Below are 26,186 nucleotides of genomic sequence, written 5' to 3' on the forward strand. Positions count from 1 at the left end.
ATGTTCTACACCGCCTTATTTCTTGCTGATTACTCAGCAATATCTACGTTGAATCTTATTACTGTCAACGTGATCTTACAAAAAAGCTTCGCCGCGTAACGGCGAAGCTTTAAAATTATTTCGCCTTCCAGCTGAGAGGAGATGCTTTTTCATAAAGCCAGCTATATTGCCGCACCATTTGTTTGGTGCGCGTGTAGCGAAAGCCAACCGTGCCGATGATCATCAGAACGATTACATCAACCAGATAGTAATGGAGCGAAAGAAGCGTTCCCTCGAACAGCGCGAAGTGGATGAAACGCACCGCAGCTCCCAGCGGGATCAGATAGAGCAGAAGCTGCGGATAGGTGCGCCACGTCGAAGCACAGGCACGCCCCGTCATCCAGGCAGCCCAGCCGCCGAGCAGACAGGTGATGAGGAAAAACAACCAGAATGATGGTTCTTCGTAGAGAATACCCTGCATCTTATCCTCCTAGTGCCTTCCGCCTTCGAGATAGGCAGCGCGGACTTCTGGATCGGCCAGCAATTCGCGGCCAGCGCCGCTCATCGTGATCGAACCATTGACCATCACATAACCACGGTCTGCGAGTTTCAGCGCACCGAATGCGTTCTGCTCGACCAAAAACACGGTGAGGCCCTGCGTGCGGTTCAGTTCCTTGATCGCCTCGAAAATCTGCTTCACGATCAAAGGTGCCAGACCGAGCGACGGTTCATCCAGAAGCAGAAGCTTAGGGCGTGCCATCAGCGCGCGGGCTATTGCCAACATCTGCTGCTCGCCTCCCGAAAGCGTGCCGCCACGCTGGTTGATGCGCTCTTTCAGGCGCGGGAACAGGTCGAACATCAGCTTTACATCTTCCTCGAAATACTGCTGATCGTCGAGGCTTGCGCCCATCTGGAGATTCTCAAGAACCGTCATGCGCGGAAAGATGCGACGGCCTTCCGGGGACTGTGCAATGCGCAACTTGGCAATCTCGTGTGGCGGCATGGACGTAATATCCTTGCCGTTGAACAGAATGCGGCCGTTACGCGCCTTCGGCGAACCGAAGATCGTCATCATGAGTGTCGACTTGCCGGCGCCATTGGCGCCGATCAGCGCGACGATCTCGCCCTCGTCCACGGTCAGATCAATGCCCTTCAGGGCACAAATATTGCCGTAATAGGTCTCGACCTTCTCGACGGCCAGAAGCGGTTGCTTTTTCTGCATGGTTTCAGCCTGCATCATTCGCCTCCCTTCTTGGGCTTTGACGGAGCTTTGGCGCTTTTCGCGCCACCTTTGGCAGCTCCCCCCTTGGCCTTCGCGGGAGTAGTCTTGTGACTCGTCGGAACATCGCCGGATTCAACGCGCTCAGAGAACTCGGTTGCCTGACCGGCGGCGAGTTGTCTAGCCTGCCCGACCCAGTCTTCGCGTGCGATACGCCCGTCGAATTCCAGATAGGTTTCAGCTTCAACAATGTCCGCTTCAGTCCACGCAGCAATCTGATCGAAATGATAGATGCCATGTTCGTGCAGCTTCTTCTCGTTGACCTCGCCGATGCCCTTGATAAGGGTCAGATTATCGGCCTTGCCACCACGTGCCGCAGCCAGACCACCAGCGAGAGCACGTTGTGATGGCGCTTCACCGGTCTCTTCGGCGTTTTCATCCTTGATGACTTCCTCGGCAAGCTGGGCAGCGACCAGGTGCGCCGGATCGGCAACACCCGGCTTGTCCGCCTCTTCAATAAGCTCTGCAATCTCTTCGTCATCGACGCCGAGATAGGCCGCAATAACGCGTGGATCGTTCTTCACCGCTTCCGGCGCGCCGTCAGAAATCTTGGTGCCGTATTCCAGCACGATCACATGGTCGGAAATTTCCATAACCACCGACATGTCGTGTTCGATCAGCAGGATCGACGTGCCGGTTTCCTTGCGAATGTCGAGCAGGAGCTTGTTGAGCTCCGCCGATTCGCGCGGATTAAGGCCAGCCGCCGGTTCATCAAGGCAGAGGATTTCCGGCTCGGTGCACATCGCGCGGGCGATTTCCAGACGACGCTGATCACCGTAGGGCAGATCACCGGCCGGATCGTCTGCGCGACCGATCAGATTGATTTTCTCCAGCCAGTAACGCGCTTTCTCCATCGCGTCCTTCGCCGCTGACTTGTAGCCGGGCAGACCGAGAAGACCGAGGATCGTAAAGCCCGACGAGCGCATCAGCGTGTTGTGCTGCGCGACCAGCAGGTTTTCCAGAACGGTGAGGCCTGAGAACAGGCGGATATTCTGAAACGTACGCGCCACCTTGGCCTGCTTGGTGATCTGGAAATCAGGAAGACGTTCCAGCAGGAACTTTTCACCCGTTTTCCGGTTCATCGTCAGCATGCCGCCAGTCGGCTTGTAGAAACCGGTGATGCAATTGAAGACCGTGGTCTTGCCAGCACCGTTCGGGCCGATGATCGCCGTGATATCTCCACGCTTCACATTGAAACTCAGATCGTTGATGGCGATGAGACCGCCAAAGCGCATTGATAGATGCTCGACCTGAAGGATCGTGTCTTTTTCAGTGTTGCCGGACGCAATGCCAGACATAGTGCTTATCTCCGCCATCAGCCATGCCCTTCCTTGGTAAAGGCACCCGATACCATCTTCTTCTCATGCAGGAACGCACTCGGTTCTCGACTTCCGACGAAACCGCGTGGCTTCCAGACCATGACCACGACCATGGCGAGGCCAAAGATCAGCATACGGTAGAGTTCCGGCGTGAAATCCGGACCGAAAATCGCTTTCAGGAAGCTCATCTCGCGCAGGATTTCCGTGCCGCCGATCATAACGACCGCAGCAATCGCGATGCCGACCAGTGATCCCATCCCGCCCAGAACGACGATGGCCAGAATGACAGCAGATTCGAGGAACACGAAGGATTCAGGGCTGACAAAGCCCTGACGTGCAGCAAAGAAAGAGCCGGCAAAACCACCGAACATGGCACCCGTGGCAAAGGCCGTGAGCTTGGTCGTGGTGGTGTTGATGCCGAGCGAACGGCAGGCGATTTCGTCCTCGCGCAGCGCTTCCCATGCACGGCCAACCGGCATGCGGCGCAGACGGATGGTGACCCAGGCCGTGAGGAGCGCCAGCAGAAGGATGACGTAATAGAGGAAGAACTTGTAATGCGCCGCCGAGAAAGAGAGACCAAAGTAAGCGGCGAAACCATCCTTGCTGGCATTGAAAGGCAGTCCGAAAAAGGTCGCCTTGGCGATACCAGAAACGCCGAAGGTGCCGCGGGTGACATCTGTCCAGTTGATAAGCACCAGACGGATGATTTCACCGAAAGCCAGCGTCACGATAGCCAGATAATCCCCGCGCAGACGCAGAACAGGGAAACCCAGGATGACGCCCCATGTTGCAGCCAGAAGACCGGCGATCGGCAACAGCATCCAGAAGGACAGGCCGAAATAAGCTGACAGCAGCGCATAGGAATAAGCGCCCACAGCATAAAAGGCGACGTAGCCCAGATCGAGAAGGCCGGCCAATCCCACCACGATGTTGAGGCCCCATGCCAGCATGACATAGATCAGAATCTGAACGCCGAAATTGTCGACCCATTTGAGCGAGCCCTGCCAGCCAAGAAAGGCGACAATCAGGATTGGGTAAACGAAGAGGAAAGCCACGCCAAGGCGCGAGAAGTTGCGACGTACGAAAGACGGGCTTTCGACCGCAGCGGTAGGCTGCTTGCTCTTGGAAAGCTTGCGCGCCTCCAGCCAGGGCTGGGCGAAGGCAACGAACAGGAAACGGCCAACCGCTGCCAGTGCGACCATGACGGCCAGCATACCCCAGCGCTGAACGAGCACCAGTTCATTGCTGATGTTCTGATCGGTCTTGAAACCGATGATGAGACAGAAGAGACCCAGAGCCAGAAGACCGGCGAAGAACCCTTCACGAATGGCCCGGCCAAAAAGGGAATCCGGGCGTGAACTTGACTGTGCAGCCATGATTATACCTTCTCGACTTCAGGTCGGCCAAGAATGCCGGACGGCATGAAGATCAGCACGATAGCGAGGATCGAAAACGCGGCAACGTCCTTGTAGTCGATCGAGAAATACGCGGACCACAATGCCTCGATGAGACCGATGAGCAAGCCACCAACCACGGCACCCGGAAGCGAACCAATACCGCCCAGAACAGCCGCCGTGAACGCCTTCACGCCGGGGATGAAGCCGTCGGCAAAGGAAATCACGCCATAGAAGGAAAGGTAGAGCGTACCGGCAACCGCCGCGAGCATCGCACCCATCACGAAGGTGAGCGAAATAACACGGTCGACATTGATGCCGAGAAGCGCTGCCATCTTGCGATCCTGCTCACAGGCACGCTGTGCGCGACCAAGCGAGGTGCGATTGACGATATACCAGAAGATCGTCAGCAGCACCGCCGTCACCACGATGACCACAATCTGCTTCAGCGAAATCGTCACATCGGTGCCGAAGATATTGTAGGAACCGTTCAGAAGCTGAGGCACCGGCTTGTTACGCGGCCCTTGCGTCACCTGTACGAAGTTCGACAAGGCAATCGACATGCCGATAGCCGTGATCAACGGAGCGAGGCGGAACGAACCACGCAGCGGCCGATAGGCCACGCGCTCGATCGTCCAACTCCACAACCCCGTCAGCAACATGGCGACGATCATCATCAGAAGAAGCATCAGCGCAATAGGCAATGCTCCAATGAAGGTTGTGATGATGAGAAAAACAATCAGCGCCATAAAGGCGCCGAGCATGAAGACATCGCCATGAGCAAAGTTGATCATGCCGATAATGCCATAGACCATCGTGTAGCCGATGGCGATCAGGCCATAGATCGAGCCGAGCGCGAGCCCGTTGATCACCTGCTGGAAGAAATATTCCATCGAGAAGCCACCCATTTTACCGCCCAGGATTTTTTGACGCATCTTTATTTCGTGCGCCTTCATTTTAGTCCCGGCTATTTACACCTAACGGCTGTATAGAGGAATGCAACCCCCTTTTGTCTCCGACAAAAGACTAAGGGCATCATCCTTCCACAAACTAGTTATGTCCCCTACTAAACGTCCTGTATATGTTTTTTTCTCCTACCCCGGACGCCTTATTCCATATTTTCTGCACCGCACGAAAGCCCAAAAATTGGGGACCGGTATGAAAATTACCGACCGTACCCAATTTACGCGACCGTAAACCCGTGTGCAAAGGGGTCGCGGTCGTCGATAAAGATCGTATTATATCCCGTCATACGTGCCCAGCCCGCAATTGAAGGGATAATTGCCGGCAATGTGCGGTCCTGGCCTACCACTTCCGTAGCACGCTCTACGCGGCCGTGGAAAAGTGACCCGATAATGGATTCATGCACGAACTCATCACCAGGCTTCAATTTTCCCTTGGCTGCCAGTTGCGCCATGCGCGCAGACGTACCGGTTCCGCAGGGCGAGCGGTCGATTGCCTTGTCACCGTAGAAGACAGCATTGCGAGCATGCGCTTCTGGATGCTTCGCCTTGCCAGTCCAGAGAATATGGCTCAGTCGGTTGATATCAGGCAGCAGCGGATGCTGGAACTTGTACTTCTCGTTCAGCCGCTGACGCAGGATCGGGCTCCATGCAATCAGTTGCAGAGCGGAATAATCTTCCATATCCGCGTAATTTTCTTGCGGCTCGACAATAGCATAGAAATTGCCGCCATAGGCCACATCGACCTTGATGTTGCCCAGGTTCGGGCATTCGACTTCAAGCCCTTCCGCATAAAGGAAAGCCGGAACATTGGTAAGGCGAACGCGCTCGACATATTGGCCGTTCTGTTCATACTCAATGGCCACCAGACCGGCAGGTGTATCAAGATTCAGCTTGCCTGGCGTCTTCGGCGTCACCAGCCCCTGCTCTATCGCCATTGTCACTGTTCCGATGGTGCCGTGACCGCACATCGGCAGGCAGCCGGATGTTTCTATGAACAGCACAGCGACATCGCAATCAGGGCGTGTCGGTGGGTAGAGGATCGAACCCGACATCATGTCGTGACCGCGCGGTTCGAACATCAACCCGGTGCGGATCCAGTCATATTCGCGCAGAAAATGCGCCCGCTTTTCCATCATGGTCGAACCTTCAAGGTTCGGCCCGCCGCCGGCCACCAGACGCACGGGATTGCCGCATGTATGTCCGTCGACGCAGAAGAAGGAGTGTCTTGCCATGATAGTCAGTTCCGAAAACGTTGTGGCTTGAAAGGTTCAATGTCGATTGCAGGCGCGGCCCCTGTGATGAGATCGCGGATAAGCCGTCCGGTCGCAGCCGACTGTGTAAGTCCAAGATGACCGTGCCCGAACCCATAGTAAATATTGCCCCCTGCCGAAGCCCTGCCGATAACCGGCACGGAATCCGGCATGGATGGCCGATAGCCCATCCATTGCCGCCCGCCCTCAGTGCGAAGGCCCGGCAGGAACATGGAGGCTTTCTTTAACATGGCTTCGGATCGCGCGAAATTGGGCGGCAGATCAAGCCCGCCGAACTCAACGGCGCCACCAACACGCAAGCCGGTTTCCATCGGCGTGACGACAAAACCATGGCCGGGAAAAGTAAGCTGACGCTTCACATCGAAACTTCCAACCGGCAACGTCGTGTTGTAACCGCGCTCGGTGTCGAGCGGCAGTGCATCGCCGAACCCCTTTGCAAGATCGCCCGACCAGGCACCGGCCATCAGGACAAGATGCGCCGTCTTGATTTCGGTCCCGTCTTCCAGACGAACGCTAGCACCGCCGTTCCCGGGTTTTGCATTCGTGACCCTGGCCTGAAGGAAGCGCGCGCCCTTGCTTTCGGCGTAGGCCCATATCGCCTTACCGAACAGTTTCGGGTCGCTGACATTCTTCCAGCCGGGTACGAAAGTTCCGGCAACGAAACGTGGACTCAGGCCCGGCTGCAATTCGACAAGCCGGTTGCCACGCACGTGCTCATAGGCAATTCCAGCCTGTTCGCGGATATTCCAGCCCGGCTGCGAGGCAGCCAGCTCGGCTTCGCTTTCATAAAGTTCCAGATTACCGTTCTCGTGCAGCCTGTGATGCAACCCTGCCCTGTCGATCAGCCCCATCATCTCGCTGCTGGCAAGACGCATGATATCGGCCTGAGCGATAGCGGTTTTCGCCAGCGCATCCGCGCTGCTTGCCCGCCAGAAACGGTAGAGCCACGGCACCATCTTCGGCAGATAGGACGGACGGATCGTAAACGGCCCGAGCGGGTCCATCAACCAGCCCGGGACCTTGCGCATGATGCCCTTCGAGGCCAGCGGAAGAATCTCGGAGAATGCGAGCGCCGCCGCATTGCCCGAGCTGGTTTCCTCGCAAACGCCGGTTCTGTCGATGACCAGAACCTGGCGCCCTGCTTCGGCAAGCAAGGCGGCAGCAGCGACGCCGACAATGCCGCCACCGATTATCAGAATGTCCTGCTGCCCCCGCGGATCAGATTTCATCTTGTGCAGCTCCCCACCGGTTTCACTTTTGCCTGTAGCCTTGCCAAAAAAACGGATGTTGTCGGCGCTTCGGGCAATCAGCATTCAGTATGTTCAAAGCCAGCAATCCGGCTCTGTCCATCGCTTTTTTGGAATGACACTGTGCTGAAAACTCGCCATCGCTTGAAAAAGCCACAAAGGCAGATTTAGGGAACATCAGCTTAGATCATACCATATTGATATATCAGAGATATATCTGTAAGGTTGAATTATGTCAATCGTCGTAACCACGAGGCATGGACAGGCATGGAAGAGACGAACGTTCGAGACAGGCTGACGCGCAGTCCGGCAAACATGCCGCAGGCCACCATGGACAGTTGGGGCAGCGAAAGTCTGGCCGAGCAGGCCTATCGCATTCTGGAGCGCTCCATCGTCACACTGGAACTCGAACCCGGCGCTATTGTCAACGAGCGCGCACTGATCGAACTCACCGGCATGGGCCGAACGCCGATGCGCGAGGCCATTCAACGACTTGCCTGGGAAGGCCTTGTAGAAGTGCGACCACGCTCGGGCATCGCCATCGCGGCCATTGATCCAAAGGATTTCATCAAAGTGCTCGACGCCCGCGAAGGTGTTGAGCGCGTTCTGGCGCGCGATGCCGCACGTTTCGGTAGCCCCCGTGATTATGAACGGCTTGAGGCCGCTGCCGCCGCCATGAGGCAGGCGATCCCGAACGAGGATGTGGCGTTGTTTCTCGATGCCGACAAGGCATTCGATATTGTTCTGGGTGCGGCAGCGAGCAATCCCTATGCCGCACGTATTGCGGCCCCCCTGCAAACCCACAGTCGACGCTTCTGGTTTCGCCTTCGCCCGTCGACCGGCATAGCCGGCTCAGCCAATGCACACGCGACACTGATCGAGGCGATCATCTCACGCCAGCCCGAGCGGGCCAGCGACACCGCCAGCAAATTAATGGCCTATCTGCGCACCCTTGCACCTTGATTCGCAACGCGGGCAGTCACGGGCCATCATCGCGCCCGCAACGACCGCCGCGAGCGTTCCCCGGTCCGAACCTCCGTCGCGACAGTCGGATCGGTTTCGAAAATTTGGCCGTCATCGGTATTCACACCATTCAAGGCGCGCGCATAGGCGTGACGTGTCCCATGCTCCATATACTTCACCTGTATCGAAACAATTGAAAGAATGGCGCAGAAGCCAATCACGGCCTGAGATGAATATCGCATCTCAACCACTCCCGTCCGGGTTTCTACAATTAATTCCGAGCGCAATGCACTATCCTGCCGCGACAGAAAGATGGTGCAGTAGGTCCAATTTCGGGATACCAGTTCACGAACCCGTGTTCTCCAAAAACAAAAAGCCGAAGCATGAACTTCGGCTTCTGGATATCGCGAACCGGCGAACCCCGTCAGTGAGTCTTGTTCATCGAATCTGACATTTTGCGAAGCACATTGAGCGCAATGCTCAGTTCCTCATCGCTCACGCCTTCCAAAAGGTCCTGACGAACGTCACCGGCAAGCTTCACGACCTGCTCAGCCAGAATCTTGCCTTCTGCGGTCATTACCACCCGCTTCGCACGTCGATCACCCTGCACTGCCTGGCGCTCGATGAACGACTGCCGCTCCAAACCATCGAGCAGGCGCACCATGGTGGCATTCTCGATCTCCAGAGCCTCCGCCAGCTCTTTCTGGTAAAGGCCTTCCTGTTCGATCAGAGCAAGCAGGGTTCGCGCCCGGGCCAGTGTCAGGCCACGCTCCTTCACACGCGCGTCGAAGACTGTCCGAATCCTGCGATTAACTTTCGCCATGGCATCAATCATTTCAGCTCTGAGATCTGCCGTATCCATGCCAACCGCCTTATATATTAGTAAACTAATGATTGCAGATTTGGATAAATCGCTGGCGAACTATTTTCAAGCGAACTTCCTGAACTCACGCAAGCGTGATGCGATTTGCCGCCAAATCGACAGTTCTGCGAAAAGTTTCACGGTCGATCAGGCAATCTGAAAAAGAAAAAGCGGGCAAAGCCCGCTTCTCCGAAAAACGATAGAGTACTCTGCCGATCAGGCTGGCATTATCGTTCCCTGCAGCGTCATCAGCTGATGCAGGAATATTTCCGCCTTGGTGCGATGCTCATTCGACGAAGCATCCTCCAGAGCCTTGCGGGCCTGATCGATGCGGCGCTGAATATCTGCCGGGTCGATATCGTCCACATGGGTCGCCGATTCGGCCAGAACAGTGCAGCCCTGCGGAGTGATATCGGCGAAACCGCCGAAAACGACATAGGAGTCGGACTTGCCGTCGGCAAGCTTCACCGAAACGACACCCGGCATGATCGTCGTCATCAACGGCGAATGGCCGGCGAGAGCCGTCAGATAGCCTTCGCTACCCGGAATGACGACTTCCGTCACCTGCGCGGAAAGCAGGAGCCGTTCAGGCGACACGAGTTCGAATTGGAAAGCTTGAGCCATGGTTCTCACTTGAATTCAAAAAGCATGACCCCGAAAACGGCTCCCGGAATAATCATGCTGAACAAAATGATTGGCTTTCCCGGCGGGTCTTGCGGCCCACCGGGAAACTCAACTCATCAAGCAGCTTCCGCTGCCAGTTTCTTGGCCTTTTCGAGAGCTTCCTCGATGCTGCCGACCATGTAGAAGGCTGCTTCTGGAAGATGGTCGTAATCGCCAGCGCAAAGGCCTTTAAAGCCCTTAATGGTGTCGGCGAGGTCAACCAGCTTGCCCGGTGCACCCGTAAAGACTTCAGCGACGAAGAACGGCTGCGACAGGAAGCGCTCGATCTTACGGGCGCGTGCAACGGTGAGCTTGTCTTCTTCAGACAATTCGTCCATGCCCAGGATCGCGATGATGTCCTGAAGTGACTTGTAGCGCTGCAGAACCGACTGAACCTGACGGGCGACGGCGTAGTGTTCTTCACCAACGACCTTCGGGTCAAGCATGCGCGACGTGGAGTCGAGCGGGTCAACAGCCGGGTAGATACCCTTTTCAGCGATCGAGCGCGACAGAACGGTCGTAGCGTCCAAGTGGGCGAACGAGGTTGCCGGTGCCGGGTCGGTCAAATCGTCGGCAGGGACGTAGATCGCCTGAACCGAGGTAATCGAGCCCTTGGTCGTCGTGGTGATGCGCTCCTGCATGGCACCCATGTCGGTTGCCAGCGTCGGCTGATAACCCACAGCGGAAGGAATACGGCCCAGAAGAGCCGACACTTCCGAACCTGCCTGCGTGAAACGGAAGATGTTGTCTACGAAGAACAGAACGTCCTGTCCCTGGTCACGGAAGTTTTCGGCAACCGTCAGACCCGACAGTGCAACACGGGCGCGCGCACCCGGGGGTTCATTCATCTGGCCGTAAACGAGGGCGGCCTTGGAGCCTTCGCCACCGCCGAGCTTATTAACGCCCGACTCGATCATTTCGTGGTAAAGGTCGTTACCTTCACGGGTGCGTTCACCGACGCCAGCGAAGACGGAGTAACCGCCGTGCGCCTTGGCGACGTTGTTGATGAGTTCCATGATCAGAACGGTCTTGCCAACGCCTGCACCACCGAAGAGGCCGATCTTGCCACCCTTGGCGTAAGGAGCGAGAAGGTCGACGACCTTGATGCCCGTTACGAGAATTTCGGCTTCTGTCGACTGTTCGATATATTCTGGAGCGTTCTGGTGGATGGCGCGGGTTGCCGTGGTCTTGATGGGACCAGCTTCGTCAACCGGCTCGCCGATGACGTTCATGATGCGACCGAGCGTTTCGACGCCGACCGGAACCATGATCGGTTCACCGGTGTCGCGCGCTTCCTGACCGCGAACGAGACCTTCGGTCGCGTCCATGGCGATGGTGCGCACGGTGTCTTCCCCGAGGTGCTGGGCAACTTCAAGAACCAGGCGATTGCCCTGGTTGTCGACTTCAAGCGCGTTCAGGATCAGCGGCAGCTGGCCTTCCGGGAACTTGACGTCGACAACAGCGCCGATGACCTGCGTAACATGGCCGATTGCGCCGGCTGCTGCTGCCTTAGGAGCGGCAGACTTGGCTGCTGCGGTGGTCTTGGGCGCCGCCTTTTTGGCAGGCGCCTTCGCCGCTGGCTTTGCTTCGGCCGCGGCGGTAGTTTTCGGGGTCGCTGCTTTTGCCATCGATCCTTACCTTCCGTTAGCATGATCCCGAAAAGTTGCAGACTTTCCGGGAAATCATGCGGTAAACCAAACTCTAGAGCGCTTCCGCGCCCGAAATGATTTCGATCAGTTCCTTGGTGATCTGCGCCTGACGCTGACGGTTATACGTGATCGACAACTTGTTGATCATGTCACCCGCATTACGCGTCGCATTGTCCATGGCACTCATCTTCGCGCCCATCTCGCCCGCGACATTTTCCAGCAGAGCGCGGAAAATCTGGACCGAAATATTGCGCGGGATCAGTGTCGACAGGATCGCCGCAGGATCAGGTTCGTATTCGTAGATCGCATCGCCTGCGTTCTCCGCAACAGCGCTGTCGCCAGCCGAAGCAGGAATAAGCTGCTGTGCGGTCGGAACCTGAGAGATCACCGACTTGAATTCGGAGTAGAACAGCGTGCAGACGTCGAACGCGCCTTCTTCAAACAGCTTGATGATTTTGTTGCCGATCTGATCGGCATGCACAAAAGCGAGCTGCTTGACTTCGCGCAGATCGACATGGTCGATCAGAAGGCTGGCGAATTCGCGACGCAGGATGTCTGCGCCCTTTTTGCCGACCGTGATGATCTTGACCGTCTTGCCTTCAGCAAGGAGCTTGCGGGCATGATCACGCGCCAGACGCGCAATTTGCGAGTTGAAACCGCCGCAAAGGCCACGTTCTGCAGTGCAGACGACGAGCAGATGCACGTCGTCCTTGCCCGTACCAGCCATCAAGGCCGGCGCATCTTCACCGGTTACGTTCTGCGCAATGTTTGCGAGAACGGCGCCCATGCGCTGCGAATAAGGCCTTGCGGCTTCCGCAGCTTCCTGGGCACGGCGCAGCTTCGCCGCGGCGACCATCTGCATCGCTTTGGTGATTTTCTGCGTCGCCTTGACCGAGGCGATACGGTTTCTCAGATCCTTTAGTGAAGGCATCCGTTCATCCCGTCACAAAATTCAAGCGAAAGACTTGGCGAACGCGTCGATCGCTGCCTTGAGCTTGGCCTTGAGGTCATCGGTGATGGCTTTCTCGTTGCGAATGCCATCAAGCACATCCTTGTGCTCGGTGCGCAGCGAAGCGAGAAGACCTTCTTCGAACTTGCCGACCTGACTGACGGCAAGCTTGTCGAGATAGCCGTTAACACCGGCGTAGATCACGGCAACCTGCTCTTCCGTCTTCAGCGGCGAGAACTGCGGTTGTTTCAGGAGTTCGGTCAGGCGCGCACCGCGGTTCAGAAGGCGCTGTGTCGCAGCGTCAAGGTCAGAACCGAACTGGGCGAATGCTGCCATTTCACGATACTGGGCGAGTTCACCCTTGATCGAGCCGGCAACCTGCTTCATGGCCTTGATCTGAGCGGACGAACCAACGCGCGAAACCGACAGACCGACGTTAACAGCCGGACGGATACCCTGATAGAACAGGTTGGTTTCGAGGAAGATCTGGCCGTCGGTGATCGAGATCACGTTGGTCGGGATAAAGGCCGAAACGTCGTTGCCCTGCGTTTCGATGACCGGCAGAGCCGTCAGCGAACCAGCACCGTTTTCGTCGTTGAGCTTTGCAGCGCGCTCGAGAAGACGGGAGTGCAGGTAGAAAACGTCGCCCGGATAAGCTTCGCGGCCCGGAGGACGACGGAGAAGAAGCGACATCTGACGGTAAGCAACAGCCTGCTTGGACAGATCGTCATAGCCGATCAGCGCATGCATCGAGTTGTCACGGAAATATTCGCCCATGGCGCAGCCCGCAAACGGTGCGAGATACTGCATCGGCGCCGGATCGGAAGCGGTAGCCGCGATAACGATCGAGTATTCCAGAGCGCCGCGTTCTTCAAGAACCTTGACGAACTGAGCGACGGTCGAACGCTTCTGGCCGACGGCGACATAGACGCAGTACAGCTTGTCCTTGTCCGGGCCGTTGTCGTGGATCGGCTTCTGGTTCAGGAAGGTGTCGAGAATGATAGCGGTCTTACCGGTCTGACGGTCACCGATGACCAGCTCGCGCTGGCCACGGCCAACCGGGATCAGGGCATCGATGGCCTTGAGACCCGTCGACATCGGCTCATGAACCGACTTGCGCGGGATGATGCCAGGCGCCTTGACGTCAACGCGGCGACGTTCCTTGGCCTTGATCGGACCCTTGCCGTCGATCGGATTGCCGAGAGCGTCGACAACGCGGCCGAGCAGTTCCGGACCGACCGGAACGTCGACGATTGCGCCGGTACGCTTGACGATGTCGCCTTCCTTGATGTCACGGTCGGCACCGAAGATAACGACGCCGACATTGTCGCTTTCAAGGTTCAGCGCCATGCCGCGAATGCCACCAGGGAATTCGACCATTTCACCGGCCTGGACGTTGTCCAGACCATAGACGCGGGCGATACCGTCGCCAACGGAAAGAACCTGACCGACCTCGGAGACCTCAGCCTCCTTGCCGAAGTTCTTGATTTGCTCTTTCAGGATAGCGGAAATTTCCGCGGCGCGGATGTCCATCAGCCGACCTCTTTCAGTGCAAGCTTGAGAGAAGAAAGTTTAGTGCGAAGGGACGTGTCGATCTGACGCGAACCCATCTTGACGATAAGACCGCCGAGGATCGACGGATCGACGGTGACATTGATCGTCACGTCCTTGCCGGCCACGCCTTTCAGCGTTGCCTTCAATTCGTTCTGCTGCGCAGCACTCAGTTCGTGCGCGGAGATGACATCGGCGGAGATTTCACCCCGATGTTCGGCAGCGATTTTGCGGAAAGCGGCAATGATGCCCGGCAGAGCGAAGAGACGACGGTTCCGCGCAACAACGCGCAGGAAATTTCCGACCAACCCCTTGATGCCCGCCTTGTCGGCGATAGCGCCGATCGCATGAAGCTGATCTTCCGAAGAAAATACCGGACTGGAAATCAGTCGCTTGAGGTCTTCGCTTCCGCTCAGAAGCGCCTCGAAACGGTCAAGATCTTTTTCCACAGCTGCAACGGATTTCGCGTCGAGGGCGAGCTCGAAAAGAGATCCAGCGTAACGCTGTGCGACACCTGAAATGAGCGAAGACGTTTCAGCCACGAACAACCTGCTCTCTACGTTGAAACCATCCTTTTGGGATCCAATCTTGCGGAGGACGCCAAACCGATGATTTTATTGAATGTTTCCGGAAAACCACTGACATGCGAGCACATCAACACCGAAATGTGATTGCCGTCTAGCATAGACGAACAGGACTCGCAACACGCGAATCCGGCACTTTTGTGTAAGATTTGCCGCCTTTTGCGGTCAAAAAAGTCGCATCTGCCCCGGCGGGGCGATCTTGAGGCGACCTTACCTTACACAACCTGCACGTCTGACGTGCAGGAGGGCTCCCTTTCCGGTCAGGAAATGAAGCCGAAAGCGTAAAGCAGGGGACCTGCTGCAAGCAGGAATTCCGCCATTGCTGCCAGACTGCCATAAAAGCGTCCGCCAGTCGGTCCGCCCTTGCGGCCAGCTGTATCCGACATCATCGAAATGAAGCGTCCGAACAGCGCAAATCCCCACACAGCACCTAGCACGACCCAGAGAAACGGCTGTGCGAAGATAAGGCAGCCAAGCCCCACGCCGAGATAAGGTCCGGCGAGCGTCGCGCGGATGGAACCATAACCTTCGGGACGGCCATTGATCGGCTGGAGTCGCAACAGCTTCATCGTTATGCCGGGTGCAAACAGCATTACCAAACCGGCCAGCGCCGTCATGGCGGCAGAGCCCCAGGCAAGCCACTCTCCGGTTGTGGCAGGAAGATAGAATTCCATCGCAATTACCCTTGTCGTTTTCTTGCCCTATAGCGGAATTTGGCACCGCGTTCCATCCTGCGCAGGCTGTTCGGCTTCCTATTATGACATACCCAGGATAGCGGCCTTGCAGAACCGGGATACAACAACTTACAGGAAGCTTTGCGGATCAATGTCCACCTGCACCCTGATGGAACCCTTTTCCTTCGGACCGCAGGCGAGCAAGGCGCGGATAAACCCTTGAATATCGGCGCGCTTTGTTCCGTGCACCAGAATGCGGAAACGGTGGCGTCCCCGCACAAGAGCAAGCGGCGCCTCAGCAGGCCCGAGCACGGAAACTTCTGAGGCTGAAGGGGCAGCACGTCGGAGCGCGCGCGCGTGATTTTCGGCATCGGCTCGGTTGTCGGCAGAGATAATCAGCGCGGCAAGCCGCCCGAAAGGCGGCAAGGCACTGCGTTCACGCTCCTCAATCTCGCGGGCATAGAATGCATCCGCATCGCCGCTGACGATTGCCCGCATCACCGGATGATCCGGCTGATAGGTCTGGATAAGGCCGAGGCTCTTGCGACCGGTTCGCCCGGCACGTCCCGTCACCTGATTGAGAAGCTGGAAGGTGCGTTCGGCGGCACGCGGATCGCCATTGGCAAGCCCCAGATCAGCATCAACCACGCCCACCAATGTCATGTTGGGAAAGTTGTGGCCCTTGGCAACAAGCTGGGTGCCGATAACGATATCCGCCTCTCCTTTTGCGATAGCGTCGAGCTCAAGCCGCAGTCGCTTCACACCACCTGCCATATCCGACGAAAGCACAATGATTCGGGCCTCTGGAAAGGTTGCCGCCACTTCTTCCGCGATACGCTCCACACCGGGGCCGCACGCAACCAGATGATCCAGCGTGCCGCACTCAGGACAGGCCTGCGGCGTCGGCTCATGATAGCCGCATTGGTGACACATGAGCTGCCCGCGAAAACGATGTTCCACGAGCCAGCTCGAACATTGCGGACATTGGAAGCGATGGCCGCAGACGCGGCAAAGCGTCAACGGCGCGTAACCACGACGATTGAGAAACAGAAGTGCCTGCTCACCGCGCTCCACGGTCTTGCCGACAGCTTCGGTCAGGGCAGGCGACAGAAACCGGCCCGGCGGCGGTGGGGAACGCCGCATGTCTATGGTCTTCAAATCCGGCAGTGCCGCTTCCGCATAACGGCCGTAGAGCTTGATCCGTTTGTAGCGCCCCTGCTCCGCATTGACCTGGCTTTCAATGGACGGCGTGGCAGACGCCAACACCACCGGGAAGCCGCTGATATGCCCGCGCACTACGGCCATATCGCGGGCATTATAAAAAACGCGGTCTTCCTGTTTGTAAGCCGGCTCATGTTCTTCATCGACAACGATCAGCCCCAGTTCCTTGAAGGGCAGAAAAAGCGCCGAACGTGCACCCGCTACAACCCGCACCGTGCCTTCGGCAATCTGTCGCCAGACACGTTCGCGGGTACGGGGGGCAAGGTCGGAATGCCATTCGGCGGGCTTCGCCCCGAAACGATCATGGAACCGATCGAGAAACTGTTGTGTCAGCGCGATCTCAGGCAGCAGAATCAGCACCTGCTTTCCTTGCTCTATCGCCTTGGCAACGGCTTCAAAATATACCTCGGTCTTGCCCGATCCGGTCACGCCATCGAGCAGCGAAACTGAAAAACAATCGGCTTCCACGGCTTCCGACAGCATTTCAGCCGCCGCCTGCTGGTCCTCCGAAAGCGTGGCTCGCGCATAATCGATGTCCGGCTTTGCCACCACGGCTGGTGGCGGCAGCAAGACTTCCTCGAAAATGCCTTGAGTCTTAAGGCCGTCCACAACCGTCATCGAGACACCCGCCGCATGGGCAAGCCCGGACCTGGTCCAGGCAAGTCCATCACGGGCAAGCTCCATCACCCGCGCCCGGGCATCGGTCATGCGTTCCGGCTCACCACCGGAGTAGCGAAGTCCCGGCACCGATGGCTCTGGATCGAATGCAGCAGGTACGCGCAGAACCATGCGTGCCACCATGCCAGGCGGTGATAGGGTATAGTCTGCTGCCCAGCGCATGAAGCGCAGCATGTCGCCCCCCACCGGCGGACAGTCGAAAACTTCGGAGATTTCCCGTAATTTTCTGGCGTCAATGGCATCTGTCTCACCCTCGCAGACGATCCCCGCCACCTCACGAGGTCCAAGCGGCACGCGCACGATCGATCCGGGCTGGACGTTCATCCCCTCCGGAACCATATAAGAATAAGGCCGCTCTGCGGGCATCGGCACAAGCACGGGAACGACCCGTGGTGCGAGTTCCGGAAACAGACTGGAAATATCGTGCGAATCTTTCGACATGATCGCGTGACCTTGGCGCGGCTTTGCGCTAAAGAAAAGCCACCTTCCGGGACTTAGGCCCAGAAGCTGGTAATTTGGTGGAAAATGGCACCTGAAATGACAAGATATGCAAGGAGAGATGCGAAAAACGGGGCAGCCCCCCGGTCAAGCGGCTCGACGCTGCAGATCGCCAGTCATTTCGGTGTCCAAAGGATGGCCTCACACCATTTTCACCCAATTATCAGGTTCTGGGCCTCTGGATTTAATCTCCCAAAAACCACCCGCGCTCATTATGGAGGAACGCTGTTATGAAGTTTTTCGTGGACACTGCGGACGTCAAGGAAATCCGCGAGCTCAACGACCTTGGGCTGGTCGATGGGGTGACCACCAACCCGTCCCTCATCCTGAAATCGGGTCGTGACATTATCGAAGTGACCAAAGAAATCTGCAACATCGTCAAGGGCCCGGTTTCTGCCGAAGTCGCCGCGACCGAGTATGAGCAGATGATGAAAGAAGCAGCCGTCATCGCCAAGATCGCTGACAATATCTGCATCAAGCTGCCAGTAACCCTCGACGGCCTGAAAGCCTGTAAGGCTCTCACGTCCGAAGGCCACAAGGTCAACATGACGCTTTGCTTCTCGGCCAATCAGGCGCTTCTGGCAGCCAAGGCTGGCGCCACCTTCATTTCGCCGTTCATTGGCCGCCTCGACGATACCGGCATCAACGGTATGGAACTGATTGCCGAAATCCGCACGATTTATGACAATTACGATTTCCGCACCGAAATTCTTGCTGCTTCGGTTCGTACCGTCAATCATGTCAAGGAAGCAGCGCTCATCGGCGCTGATGTTGTGACCGCACCTCCGGCAACGCTCAAGGCGCTGGTAAAGCATCCGCTGACCGACAAGGGCCTCGAAACCTTCCTCGCCGATTGGGCGAAGACCGGCCAGAAGATCGCCTGATCGGCGGTTTCCAGCAAGGTGTAAAAGGCGGGCCATCGGCTCGCCTTTTTTATTCCAACAGTGTTTCCTCATTCTGCTTGCTCACTGGGTTCGTGCTTGCAGCAGCATCCACCCGTTGCAGGGCGCGATAGAGGTAGGCCTTTCCAGTCTCCTTTTCACGGGCAAAACCACCATCTGCCCGACATCGAAGCGGACGTTACGCAGCGGGCGGTAGCCTTTGGCGAAAAATGAACTAAGCCGCAGAACCCTTCCGTTTCCCGCAATCTTGTGAAACGGTTTCGCGTCCAGAAATGCGTAAAAACAAATAGATAGAGCGGTTCCGACGATTCCGTCAGAATTGGAACCGCTCTAAAAGACGAAAGGCGGCACCGAAAGTACCGCCTTGGGTCATATCATACCAACGCCAAAATCAGAGTTTCGACAGCTTCTGTGCCAGAGCGAGGAACACCTGTTCGGCCAATTCCTCCGCAGCACGCTTGCGCGCGTCGCGTTCGGCGCGGAGGTTCGCGAATTCCTGACGCGGACGGTCGAAGGAAGCGCCAACCGTGCGGGTACCGGCGGCAAGCGGCTTGCCATCCTTGTCACGCAGCACGAAGTTCGACGTTGCCTTTACAATACCTGCCGATGGACGACCCGTACGGTCAGTCTCATCGCCAATATCCACGCTCACGGCGGAAATCGTGTTGCTGCTCAAACCTAGACCAAGCCGATAGGTCGGGTTGGCCGGTTCACCGGCGCCGCCACTGAGGAGGAAGATCAGGCGATTGCGGACCTGCTGCTGAAACACATCGCCCGCCGGATCGATCGCCACCGAAGCAAGCTTGGTGCGCATGTCCGGTGTCACGCTGCCGCCTATGGTTCCGCCGGCGCCAGCGCCGGAGGAGTAGAGCGGCTGCACGGTGCATCCAGCCATCAGAACCGCAGCCCCGAGCGCGAAAAATGCGACACGGAAGGCTTTGATTGCGGAGAAAAAGCGGTCAGGCAACGACATTGACGATCCTTTGCGGCACCACGATAACCTTCTTCGGCGAGCCCCCGTTGAGCGCAGCCTTGACGAAGTCAAGTTCGAGCACCGCCTTCTGGATGCTAGCTTGATCAGCGTCGCGGGCGATTGTCAAATCCCCACGCTTCTTGCCATTGATCTGCACCGGCATAACGATCTCGTTTTCCACCACCAATGCCGGATCAAATTCCGGCCAGGCGCTGCGGGCAACCAGCGTTTCACGACCGGCAATCTTCCCGCCCAACGCTGCAAGGCACTGTTCGGCCAGATGCGGCATCATCGGCGCCAGCATAAGGATGAGCTTTTCGGTGGCGTCGCGGACAGCGCCCTTCAATGCGTCATCCGCATTGCCAGAAGCCAACTGTTGCAGAGGCGCTGCAACCGTGTTGACCAGCTCGTAGAGGCGGGCGACACCACGGTTGAAGGCGAGCTTCTCGATATCGTCGCCGACGGCCTTGACCGTCTTGTGCGCAGCCTTGGAAACAACGAGTGCGTCGCCCTCAACGCCTGCCTTCGGAGCAACTTCCTTCAACTGTTCCGCAGCTTCCGAGATCAACCGCCAGACGCGCTGCACAAAACGATGAGCACCTTCGGCACCGGCTTCCGTCCAGATCACGTCACGTTCGGGCGGCGAATCAGACAGCATGAACCAGCGTGCCGTATCAGCGCCGTAGGACGCGATAATATCGTCTGGATCGACAACATTCTTCTTCGACTTCGACATCTTTTCGATGGAACCGATTTCCACGGGCTCGCCTGTCGAGAGCAGGGTTGCACTGCGCTTGCCGTCGGTTTCCTCAATGCGAATGTCGGCAGGCGCCACCCACTGGCCATTGGCCTTATAGGTTTCATGCACGACCATGCCCTGCGTAAACAGGCCCTTGAACGGCTCGTCTATGCCGACATGACCGGCGACCTTCATCGCGCGGGTGAAGAAACGCGAATAAAGAAGATGCAGGATCGCATGTTCAATACCGCCAATATACTGATCAACCGGCAGCCATTGATCGACGACCTTACGATCCGTTGGCTCATTTTCCCAGGGGGCGGTGAAGCGGGCATAGTACCAGGACGAATCGACGAACGTGTCCATCGTATCGGTTTCACGGCGCGCATCGGCACCGCATTTCGGGCACTTCACATGACGCCATGTGGCATGACGGTCGAGCGGATTGCCCGGACGGTCGAACTCCACATCGTCCGGCAACTTGACCGGCAGGTCTGCACGCGGCACCGGATTGACGCCGCAGCTTTCGCAATGGATCATCGGGATTGGGCAACCCCAGTAGCGCTGACGCGAAATGCCCCAGTCACGCAGACGGAACTGGACTTTGCGGACCGCTTGCGGCTTGTTGCCGAGACTGGTCGATTCCAGACGTTTCGCCACTTCGTTGAAGGCTGCTTCCGGCGTCATACCATCAAGGAAGCGCGAATTGATCATCACGCCATCGTCGGTATAGGCCGTGTCGCCGATGCTGAAACTTGCAGCATCCTCACCCTTCGGCAGAACGACAGGTGTAACCTTCAGCTTGTATTTGTTGGCGAAATCCAGGTCGCGCTGATCGTGCGCGGGGCAGCCGAAAACCGCGCCCGTGCCATATTCCATCAGAACGAAATTGGCGACATAGACCGGGAGCTCCCAGTTCTCGTCGAACGGGTGCCTGACCTTGACGCCAGTATCAAACCCCTTCTTCTCTGCCGTTTCCAGCGCAGCCAGCGACGTGCCATGCTGATGGCATTCCTCGATGAAGCCGGAAAGCGTAGAATTGTCTTCGGCCAGCTTCTTCGCCAGCGGATGATCGGCGGAAATCGCCACGAAAGCCGCACCGAACAGCGTGTCCGGGCGGGTCGTATAGACTTCGATTTCCGAGAAACCAGCAGGCGCGGACTTGTCGTCCAGCGCGAAACGGACCTGCAAGCCTTCCGATTTGCCGATCCAGTTACGCTGCATCAGGCGGACTTTTTCCGGCCACTGGTCAAGCGTGTCGAGACCGGCCAGCAATTCCTCGCTGAAATCGGTGATTTTGAAGAACCACTGCGTCAGTTCGCGCTGTTCGACCAGCGCGCCCGAACGCCAGCCGCGACCGTCCACCACCTGCTCGTTGGCGAGCACAGTGTTGTCGACCGGGTCCCAGTTAACCTTGGAGGTCTTGCGTGTCACCAGGCCCTTTTCGAAAAGGTCGATGAACAGCATCTGCTGGCGATGATAATACTCCACGTCACAGGTCGCGAATTCACGCGCCCAGTCGAGTGAAAGCCCCATCGACTTGAGCTGGCTGCGCATCGTGGCGATATTCTGGTAGGTCCATTCTTTCGGATGAACCTTGTTCTGCATCGCGGCATTTTCTGCCGGCATGCCGAACGCATCCCATCCCATCGGATGAAGCACGTTGAAACCCTTGGCGCGCTTGTAACGGGCGACAACGTCACCCATCGCATAGTTGCGCACATGGCCCATATGGATGCGCCCCGATGGATATGGGAACATCTCGAGCACATAATATTTCTCGCGGCTATCGCTGTTATCGGTTTCAAAAGTCCGGTCTTCTTCCCAGACTTTCTGCCAATGAGCTTCCGCCACGCGCGGATTATAACGTTCGGCTGCCATGACCGTATTTACTCGTACGAAGGTGATGCAATAAGGAGAGTCGATGTTTAATGGCGACCTTCACCACGTATTGGCGAAAGCGTCAACCTTTTGCGGATGAAAAGCCTGAAAGCGAGAGTTTCATGTCAGATATCGTAGCGAACCTGAACACGGTCAAGGCCGCAATCGCCAATGCCGAAGAGGAAGCGCAGCGCGACAAGGGTTCTGTTACGCTTGTCGCCGTATCAAAAACCTTCGATGCGGAGGAAATCCGCCCGGCTCTCGACGCAGGCCAGCGCGTCTTCGGTGAAAACCGCGTGCAGGAAGCACAAGCCAAATGGCCAGGACTGCGCGAGGATTATTCCGGCATCGAACTGCATCTGATCGGCCCGCTGCAGTCCAACAAGGCCGCCGATGCCGTTGCTCTTTTTGATGTTATCGAAACAGTCGACCGCGAAAAGATCGCAGTCGCCCTGGCCAGTGAAATCAAGAAGCAAAACAAGTCCCCGAAGCTCTACGTTCAGGTGAATACCGGACTCGAAGAACAGAAGGCCGGTATTGCGCCGAAGGAAGCCGTCGCTTTTGTCGAGCGTTGCCGCGAGGAACATGGCCTCGCCATTGAAGGGCTAATGTGCATTCCGCCTGCGGATGAAAATCCCGGCCCGCATTTTGCACTGCTTGAAAAGCTTGCCCGCGCCGCAGGCGTTGAAAAACTCTCCATGGGCATGTCGGGTGATTATGAAACCGCTATCGGTTTCGGCGCGACATCGGTGCGTGTCGGCTCAGCCATCTTCGGCGGGCGGAGCTATGCCAACCCCGCCTGATTTGCCGCCTGAGCGCTTCGCACTTTTACTGGAAACGCTCTTGGGGCCTGGACCTAATGCAAGATGATCTCGCCCTGCACATTGCTCCAGTCCGAAGGACCAAGCAGCCGAAAATGTGTATAGCTGACTGAATGCAATGGCCCCTCGATCTCCCGATTCCAGAATTCGATGAAATGATTGAGCACTGGAAAATCGGGCGCCAGATCATAATCCTGCCAGACGAAAAGCTGTAGCAGATGCGGATGATCGGGCAAATGGTAGAAAACTTTCGCCGTCGTCAGACCGTAACCGGCGAGTTGCAGTTCAAAGACCGACTTTGCGTTCAAAGCGGACGTCGTCATGGCGATTTCCCCTTTTTGTGAAGAGCCGTATTGCCAGGCTCTTGTATAAGAGATAATCGCTAAGAATAGTTTTTAAACTGTAAAAACAATATGTTAGCATCATATAGTAGCGAGTGCTGCCAAGCATATTTCATAACGATGCGTCATTGTGGATCATGGACGCGCCGATTGTCTAATTTACCTTGCCCGCAATGGAAGGTAGACAGGGCACACGATGGTCACGCCTTTCACGGCAAACCGTCCCATCCGGCGGGAGGTGCCGGTCAGTTTTTGAGTGCATTTATACGAGTGGGATAGTGTCCGACTCGGGGAATGCTGAAGGAGGAAATCATGTCGGAAAAGCTTTACCCGGTTCTTGCCGAGGCAAAGAGAAACACGCTCATCGACAACGCAACCTATCTTGAATGGTACGAGGAGAGCGTGAGCGATCCGGACGGCTTCTGGGCAAAGCACGGACGGCGCATCGACTGGTTCAAGCCCTTCACCAAGGTCAAGAACACCGATTTCAACGGCGACGTGTCCATCAAATGGTATGAAGACGGCGTTACCAATGTTTCCTACAACTGTATCGACCGCCACCTGAAGAGTCGCGGCGACAAGGTCGCCATCATCTGGGAAGGCGACAATCCCTATATCGACAAGAAGATCACTTATCGTGAGCTTTACGAGAATGTTTGCCGTCTGGCGAATGTGCTGAAGAAGCACGGCGTGAAGAAGGGCGACCGCGTCACGATCTATCTGCCGATGATCCCCGAGGCGGCCTATGCGATGCTGGCCTGCGCGCGTATCGGCGCTGTGCATTCGGTCGTCTTCGCGGGCTTTTCGCCGGAGGCGCTGGCCGGTCGTATCGTTGACTGCGAATCCACTTTCGTGATTACAGCCGATGAGGGCGTGCGCGGCGGCAAGCCGGTTCCGCTGAAGGAAAATACCGATACCGCTATAGACATAGCTGCCAAGCAATATGTCATAGTCAACAAGGTTCTCACCGTGCGCCGCACCGGCGGCAAGGTAAGCTGGGGACCGGGTCGCGATCTCTGGTATCATCAGGAAGTCGCAAGCGTCGAGCCGACCTGTGACCCGGAACCGATGAACGCGGAAGACCCGCTCTTCATTCTCTACACTTCCGGCTCCACCGGCAAGCCGAAAGGCGTGCTGCACACCACCGGCGGCTATCTCGTCTATGCATCGATGACGCATCAATATGTCTTCGACTATCACGATGGCGACATCTACTGGTGCACGGCGGATGTGGGCTGGGTGACAGGCCACTCCTATATCGTCTACGGTCCGCTCGCCAACGGCGCAACGACACTGATGTTCGAAGGCGTGCCCAACTTCCCCGATCAGGGACGTTTCTGGGAAGTTGTCGACAAGCACCACGTCAACATCTTCTATACTGCGCCTACGGCCATCCGCGCGCTGATGGGTGCAGGTGACGAATTCGTCACCCGGTCGTCGCGTTCATCGCTGCGCCTGCTCGGTTCGGTCGGAGAGCCGATCAACCCGGAAGCCTGGGAATGGTATTACAATGTCGTGGGCGATCAGCACTCACCCATTGTCGACACGTGGTGGCAGACAGAAACCGGCGGCATTCTGATTACGCCGCTACCGGGCGCAACCGACCTCAAGCCTGGTTCGGCAACTCGTCCTTTCTTCGGTGTGAAGCCACAACTGGTTGACGGCGAAGGTAGCGTGATTGAAGGCGCAGCCGATGGCAATCTGTGCATCATCGACTCGTGGCCAGGCCAGATGCGCACGCTTTATGGCGATCACAAGCGTTTCATCGAGGCTTACTTCTCGACCTACAAGGGCAAGTACTTTACCGGCGACGGCTGCCGTCGCGACGAAGACGGCTATTACTGGATCACGGGCCGCGTCGATGACGTGCTCAACATTTCCGGCCATCGCCTCGGCACCGCGGAAATCGAATCGGCGCTCGTCTCGCATCACTCGGTTTCGGAAGCCGCCGTCGTGGGCTACCCGCATCCGATCAAGGGACAGGGCATCTACTGCTATGTCACGCTGATGACGGGCGAGGCAATTCAGGATGAAGATGCCCTCCGCAAAGAGCTGACCCAGCACGTGCGCAAGGAAATTGGCCCAATCGCCACACCGGACAAGATCCAGTTCTCGCCGGGCCTGCCGAAGACCCGCTCGGGCAAGATCATGCGCCGCATCCTGCGCAAGATCGCCGAAGACGAGTTCGGTGCACTGGGCGATACCTCGACGCTGGCCGATCCGGGCGTCGTGGACGATCTGATCGAAAATCGCCAGAACAAGAAATAATAAAAAGCCCCGGGAAACCGGGGCTTTTTTAACAACGCGGTCTGAGACAGCGCCCAAGCTTGGTGAGATTGTCGTCCTGCTGAGACGAAATCGCGACCTTTGAGAACCGGAGCGGAGTGTACTTCAGTACCTGAACACCGGAAGCGCAGAAGAACGCGATTTGCAGGCTGCGGGAGCGGAAATTCCCAAACTTTTTAGAAGTCGATCGACCTACCCTTGATCTCCCAGTCACCATAGCGAGCGGGATCTTTTCCGCCGCGTCCGCCGATTTCGCGAGGTGCTTGCGCTTCCCTTTCGGCGGCGCGGCGCGCTTCGGCTTCCTTCAAGGCGCGCTGGGCGGCAGGCGGCAGATCCTCGAACGTGCGCTTGTCTACGTTTTCCGGGCTTTGGGGTGCTTCGGTTTTTTCGTTCATTGTCACATTCCAGTTGCTGCAAAAGCTTTGATTATTGAAGCCAGAGCTTTTCATACCCATCATATAGGCAGAAAGGCTTGCCGTGCAAAACCCTTGCTGGTC

At 57.1% G+C, this 26,186-nt stretch carries 24 protein-coding genes; 4 read left to right on the forward strand and 20 right to left on the reverse strand.

Annotated elements, in window-relative coordinates; translation table 11 throughout:
• Window positions 1–115: 115 nt before the first annotated feature.
• From FJQ48_RS03540 to FJQ48_RS03570, 7 genes are all read right to left on the reverse strand, one after another.
• Window positions 116–460, reverse strand: a complete 345-nt coding sequence (locus FJQ48_RS03540) for a DUF6867 family protein (RefSeq protein ID WP_139973820.1) — start codon at window positions 458–460, stop codon at window positions 116–118.
• A 9-nt stretch (window positions 461–469) separates the two neighbouring features.
• Window positions 470–1,216 carry an ABC transporter ATP-binding protein gene (locus tag FJQ48_RS03545; RefSeq protein WP_139973893.1) on the reverse strand — a complete coding sequence of 249 codons (747 nt, stop codon included), beginning with the start codon at window positions 1,214–1,216 and terminating at the stop codon, window positions 470–472.
• Window positions 1,216–2,574, reverse strand: a complete 1,359-nt coding sequence (locus FJQ48_RS03550; protein WP_139973821.1) for an ATP-binding cassette domain-containing protein — start codon at window positions 2,572–2,574, stop codon at window positions 1,216–1,218. The genes FJQ48_RS03545 and FJQ48_RS03550 overlap by 1 nt, the downstream gene beginning before the upstream one ends.
• A complete protein-coding gene (gene livM, locus FJQ48_RS03555) occupies window positions 2,574–3,953 on the reverse strand; it encodes a high-affinity branched-chain amino acid ABC transporter permease LivM (RefSeq protein WP_139973822.1) in 1,380 nt (459 codons plus the stop codon). Before livM ends, FJQ48_RS03550 begins: the two co-directional genes overlap by 1 nt.
• A gap of 2 nt (window positions 3,954–3,955) precedes the next feature.
• A complete protein-coding gene (locus FJQ48_RS03560) occupies window positions 3,956–4,864 on the reverse strand; it encodes a branched-chain amino acid ABC transporter permease LivH (protein ID WP_139973894.1) in 909 nt (302 codons plus the stop codon).
• Between the two features lie 290 nt (window positions 4,865–5,154).
• On the reverse strand, window positions 5,155–6,168 hold the full coding sequence (locus tag FJQ48_RS03565; RefSeq protein WP_139973823.1) for a 4-hydroxyproline epimerase: 1,014 nt from the start codon (window positions 6,166–6,168) through the stop codon (window positions 5,155–5,157).
• A 5-nt stretch (window positions 6,169–6,173) separates the two neighbouring features.
• Window positions 6,174–7,436, reverse strand: coding sequence for an FAD-binding oxidoreductase (locus FJQ48_RS03570; protein ID WP_139973824.1), 1,263 nt, complete (start codon window positions 7,434–7,436; stop codon window positions 6,174–6,176).
• A 333-nt stretch (window positions 7,437–7,769) separates the two neighbouring features.
• Between FJQ48_RS03570 and FJQ48_RS03575 the strand changes: the two genes are divergently transcribed.
• On the forward strand, window positions 7,770–8,417 hold the full coding sequence (locus FJQ48_RS03575) for a GntR family transcriptional regulator (protein ID WP_247870291.1): 648 nt from the start codon (window positions 7,770–7,772) through the stop codon (window positions 8,415–8,417).
• 26 nt (window positions 8,418–8,443) lie between these two features.
• On the opposite strand, the gene FJQ48_RS03580 is transcribed toward FJQ48_RS03575, so the two are convergent.
• The 9 genes from FJQ48_RS03580 to FJQ48_RS03620 all read right to left on the reverse strand — a co-directional run bounded on the left by FJQ48_RS03580 (window position 8,444) and on the right by FJQ48_RS03620 (window position 17,689).
• Window positions 8,444–8,659: a hypothetical protein gene (locus tag FJQ48_RS03580; protein WP_139973826.1), complete on the reverse strand. Its 216-nt coding sequence runs from the start codon at window positions 8,657–8,659 to the stop codon at window positions 8,444–8,446.
• A 182-nt stretch (window positions 8,660–8,841) separates the two neighbouring features.
• Window positions 8,842–9,279 carry a MarR family transcriptional regulator gene (locus FJQ48_RS03585; RefSeq protein WP_139973827.1) on the reverse strand — a complete coding sequence of 146 codons (438 nt, stop codon included), beginning with the start codon at window positions 9,277–9,279 and terminating at the stop codon, window positions 8,842–8,844.
• Window positions 9,280–9,495: 216 nt separating this feature from the next.
• Window positions 9,496–9,903, reverse strand: a complete 408-nt coding sequence (locus FJQ48_RS03590; RefSeq protein ID WP_139973828.1) for a F0F1 ATP synthase subunit epsilon — start codon at window positions 9,901–9,903, stop codon at window positions 9,496–9,498.
• A 116-nt stretch (window positions 9,904–10,019) separates the two neighbouring features.
• Window positions 10,020–11,570, reverse strand: coding sequence for a F0F1 ATP synthase subunit beta (gene atpD / locus FJQ48_RS03595; protein WP_139973829.1), 1,551 nt, complete (start codon window positions 11,568–11,570; stop codon window positions 10,020–10,022).
• A gap of 73 nt (window positions 11,571–11,643) precedes the next feature.
• Window positions 11,644–12,522, reverse strand: coding sequence for a F0F1 ATP synthase subunit gamma (locus FJQ48_RS03600; protein WP_139973830.1), 879 nt, complete (start codon window positions 12,520–12,522; stop codon window positions 11,644–11,646).
• Window positions 12,523–12,543: 21 nt separating this feature from the next.
• Window positions 12,544–14,073, reverse strand: a complete 1,530-nt coding sequence (gene atpA, locus FJQ48_RS03605) for a F0F1 ATP synthase subunit alpha (protein WP_139973831.1) — start codon at window positions 14,071–14,073, stop codon at window positions 12,544–12,546.
• Window positions 14,073–14,633, reverse strand: coding sequence for a F0F1 ATP synthase subunit delta (locus FJQ48_RS03610; protein WP_139973832.1), 561 nt, complete (start codon window positions 14,631–14,633; stop codon window positions 14,073–14,075). The genes atpA and FJQ48_RS03610 overlap by 1 nt, the downstream gene beginning before the upstream one ends.
• A gap of 302 nt (window positions 14,634–14,935) precedes the next feature.
• The gene (locus FJQ48_RS03615; protein WP_139973833.1) at window positions 14,936–15,349 is read right to left on the reverse strand and encodes a DUF4345 domain-containing protein; all 414 of its coding nucleotides are present in this window, start codon (window positions 15,347–15,349) and stop codon (window positions 14,936–14,938) included.
• Window positions 15,350–15,478: 129 nt separating this feature from the next.
• The gene (locus FJQ48_RS03620; RefSeq protein ID WP_139973834.1) at window positions 15,479–17,689 is read right to left on the reverse strand and encodes a primosomal protein N'; all 2,211 of its coding nucleotides are present in this window, start codon (window positions 17,687–17,689) and stop codon (window positions 15,479–15,481) included.
• Window positions 17,690–17,976: 287 nt separating this feature from the next.
• On the opposite strand from FJQ48_RS03620, the gene fsa reads away from it, so the two are divergent.
• On the forward strand, window positions 17,977–18,630 hold the full coding sequence (fsa, locus tag FJQ48_RS03625; protein WP_139973835.1) for a fructose-6-phosphate aldolase: 654 nt from the start codon (window positions 17,977–17,979) through the stop codon (window positions 18,628–18,630).
• A 409-nt stretch (window positions 18,631–19,039) separates the two neighbouring features.
• On the opposite strand, the gene lptE is transcribed toward fsa, so the two are convergent.
• Both lptE and leuS read right to left on the reverse strand, forming a co-directional pair.
• Complete coding sequence (lptE, locus tag FJQ48_RS03630) at window positions 19,040–19,621, reverse strand: LPS assembly lipoprotein LptE (protein WP_139973836.1); 582 nt, start codon at window positions 19,619–19,621, stop codon at window positions 19,040–19,042.
• The gene (leuS, locus tag FJQ48_RS03635; RefSeq protein ID WP_139973837.1) at window positions 19,608–22,241 is read right to left on the reverse strand and encodes a leucine--tRNA ligase; all 2,634 of its coding nucleotides are present in this window, start codon (window positions 22,239–22,241) and stop codon (window positions 19,608–19,610) included. The genes lptE and leuS overlap by 14 nt, the downstream gene beginning before the upstream one ends.
• 122 nt (window positions 22,242–22,363) lie before the next feature.
• Between leuS and FJQ48_RS03640 the strand changes: the two genes are divergently transcribed.
• Window positions 22,364–23,044, forward strand: coding sequence for a YggS family pyridoxal phosphate-dependent enzyme (locus tag FJQ48_RS03640; protein ID WP_139973838.1), 681 nt, complete (start codon window positions 22,364–22,366; stop codon window positions 23,042–23,044).
• A 53-nt stretch (window positions 23,045–23,097) separates the two neighbouring features.
• On the opposite strand, the gene FJQ48_RS03645 is transcribed toward FJQ48_RS03640, so the two are convergent.
• Window positions 23,098–23,385, reverse strand: coding sequence for a Usg family protein (locus FJQ48_RS03645; RefSeq protein WP_139973839.1), 288 nt, complete (start codon window positions 23,383–23,385; stop codon window positions 23,098–23,100).
• Between the two features lie 330 nt (window positions 23,386–23,715).
• Between FJQ48_RS03645 and acs the strand changes: the two genes are divergently transcribed.
• Window positions 23,716–25,671, forward strand: coding sequence for an acetate--CoA ligase (gene acs / locus FJQ48_RS03650; RefSeq protein ID WP_139973840.1), 1,956 nt, complete (start codon window positions 23,716–23,718; stop codon window positions 25,669–25,671).
• 194 nt (window positions 25,672–25,865) lie between these two features.
• On the opposite strand, the gene FJQ48_RS03655 is transcribed toward acs, so the two are convergent.
• Window positions 25,866–26,084, reverse strand: coding sequence for a DUF1674 domain-containing protein (locus tag FJQ48_RS03655; protein WP_139973841.1), 219 nt, complete (start codon window positions 26,082–26,084; stop codon window positions 25,866–25,868).
• Between the last annotated feature and the right edge of the window lie 102 nt (window positions 26,085–26,186).

Origin of the sequence: Ochrobactrum sp. CGA5 (genome assembly GCF_006345815.1) — a bacterium.
Taxonomy (GTDB): domain Bacteria; phylum Pseudomonadota; class Alphaproteobacteria; order Rhizobiales; family Rhizobiaceae; genus Brucella.

What these genes read in the sequence shown, in the direction of transcription:
- FJQ48_RS03540 (WP_139973820.1), bottom strand. Translation starts at nt 460, where the DNA reads ATGCAGGGTATTCTCTACGAAGAACCATCATTCTGGTTGTTTTTCCTC.
- FJQ48_RS03545 (WP_139973893.1), bottom strand. Translation starts at nt 1,216, where the DNA reads ATGCAGGCTGAAACCATGCAGAAAAAGCAACCGCTTCTGGCCGTCGAG.
- FJQ48_RS03550 (WP_139973821.1), bottom strand. Translation starts at nt 2,574, where the DNA reads ATGGCGGAGATAAGCACTATGTCTGGCATTGCGTCCGGCAACACTGAA.
- livM (WP_139973822.1), bottom strand. Translation starts at nt 3,953, where the DNA reads ATGGCTGCACAGTCAAGTTCACGCCCGGATTCCCTTTTTGGCCGGGCC.
- FJQ48_RS03560 (WP_139973894.1), bottom strand. Translation starts at nt 4,864, where the DNA reads ATGGAATATTTCTTCCAGCAGGTGATCAACGGGCTCGCGCTCGGCTCG.
- FJQ48_RS03565 (WP_139973823.1), bottom strand. Translation starts at nt 6,168, where the DNA reads ATGGCAAGACACTCCTTCTTCTGCGTCGACGGACATACATGCGGCAAT.
- FJQ48_RS03570 (WP_139973824.1), bottom strand. Translation starts at nt 7,436, where the DNA reads ATGAAATCTGATCCGCGGGGGCAGCAGGACATTCTGATAATCGGTGGC.
- FJQ48_RS03575 (WP_247870291.1), top strand. Translation starts at nt 7,770, where the DNA reads ATGCCGCAGGCCACCATGGACAGTTGGGGCAGCGAAAGTCTGGCCGAG.
- FJQ48_RS03580 (WP_139973826.1), bottom strand. Translation starts at nt 8,659, where the DNA reads ATGCGATATTCATCTCAGGCCGTGATTGGCTTCTGCGCCATTCTTTCA.
- FJQ48_RS03585 (WP_139973827.1), bottom strand. Translation starts at nt 9,279, where the DNA reads ATGGATACGGCAGATCTCAGAGCTGAAATGATTGATGCCATGGCGAAA.
- FJQ48_RS03590 (WP_139973828.1), bottom strand. Translation starts at nt 9,903, where the DNA reads ATGGCTCAAGCTTTCCAATTCGAACTCGTGTCGCCTGAACGGCTCCTG.
- atpD (WP_139973829.1), bottom strand. Translation starts at nt 11,570, where the DNA reads ATGGCAAAAGCAGCGACCCCGAAAACTACCGCCGCGGCCGAAGCAAAG.
- FJQ48_RS03600 (WP_139973830.1), bottom strand. Translation starts at nt 12,522, where the DNA reads ATGCCTTCACTAAAGGATCTGAGAAACCGTATCGCCTCGGTCAAGGCG.
- atpA (WP_139973831.1), bottom strand. Translation starts at nt 14,073, where the DNA reads ATGGACATCCGCGCCGCGGAAATTTCCGCTATCCTGAAAGAGCAAATC.
- FJQ48_RS03615 (WP_139973833.1), bottom strand. Translation starts at nt 15,349, where the DNA reads ATGGAATTCTATCTTCCTGCCACAACCGGAGAGTGGCTTGCCTGGGGC.
- FJQ48_RS03620 (WP_139973834.1), bottom strand. Translation starts at nt 17,689, where the DNA reads ATGTCGAAAGATTCGCACGATATTTCCAGTCTGTTTCCGGAACTCGCA.
- fsa (WP_139973835.1), top strand. Translation starts at nt 17,977, where the DNA reads ATGAAGTTTTTCGTGGACACTGCGGACGTCAAGGAAATCCGCGAGCTC.
- lptE (WP_139973836.1), bottom strand. Translation starts at nt 19,621, where the DNA reads ATGTCGTTGCCTGACCGCTTTTTCTCCGCAATCAAAGCCTTCCGTGTC.
- leuS (WP_139973837.1), bottom strand. Translation starts at nt 22,241, where the DNA reads ATGGCAGCCGAACGTTATAATCCGCGCGTGGCGGAAGCTCATTGGCAG.
- FJQ48_RS03640 (WP_139973838.1), top strand. Translation starts at nt 22,364, where the DNA reads ATGTCAGATATCGTAGCGAACCTGAACACGGTCAAGGCCGCAATCGCC.
- FJQ48_RS03645 (WP_139973839.1), bottom strand. Translation starts at nt 23,385, where the DNA reads ATGACGACGTCCGCTTTGAACGCAAAGTCGGTCTTTGAACTGCAACTC.
- acs (WP_139973840.1), top strand. Translation starts at nt 23,716, where the DNA reads ATGTCGGAAAAGCTTTACCCGGTTCTTGCCGAGGCAAAGAGAAACACG.
- FJQ48_RS03655 (WP_139973841.1), bottom strand. Translation starts at nt 26,084, where the DNA reads ATGAACGAAAAAACCGAAGCACCCCAAAGCCCGGAAAACGTAGACAAG.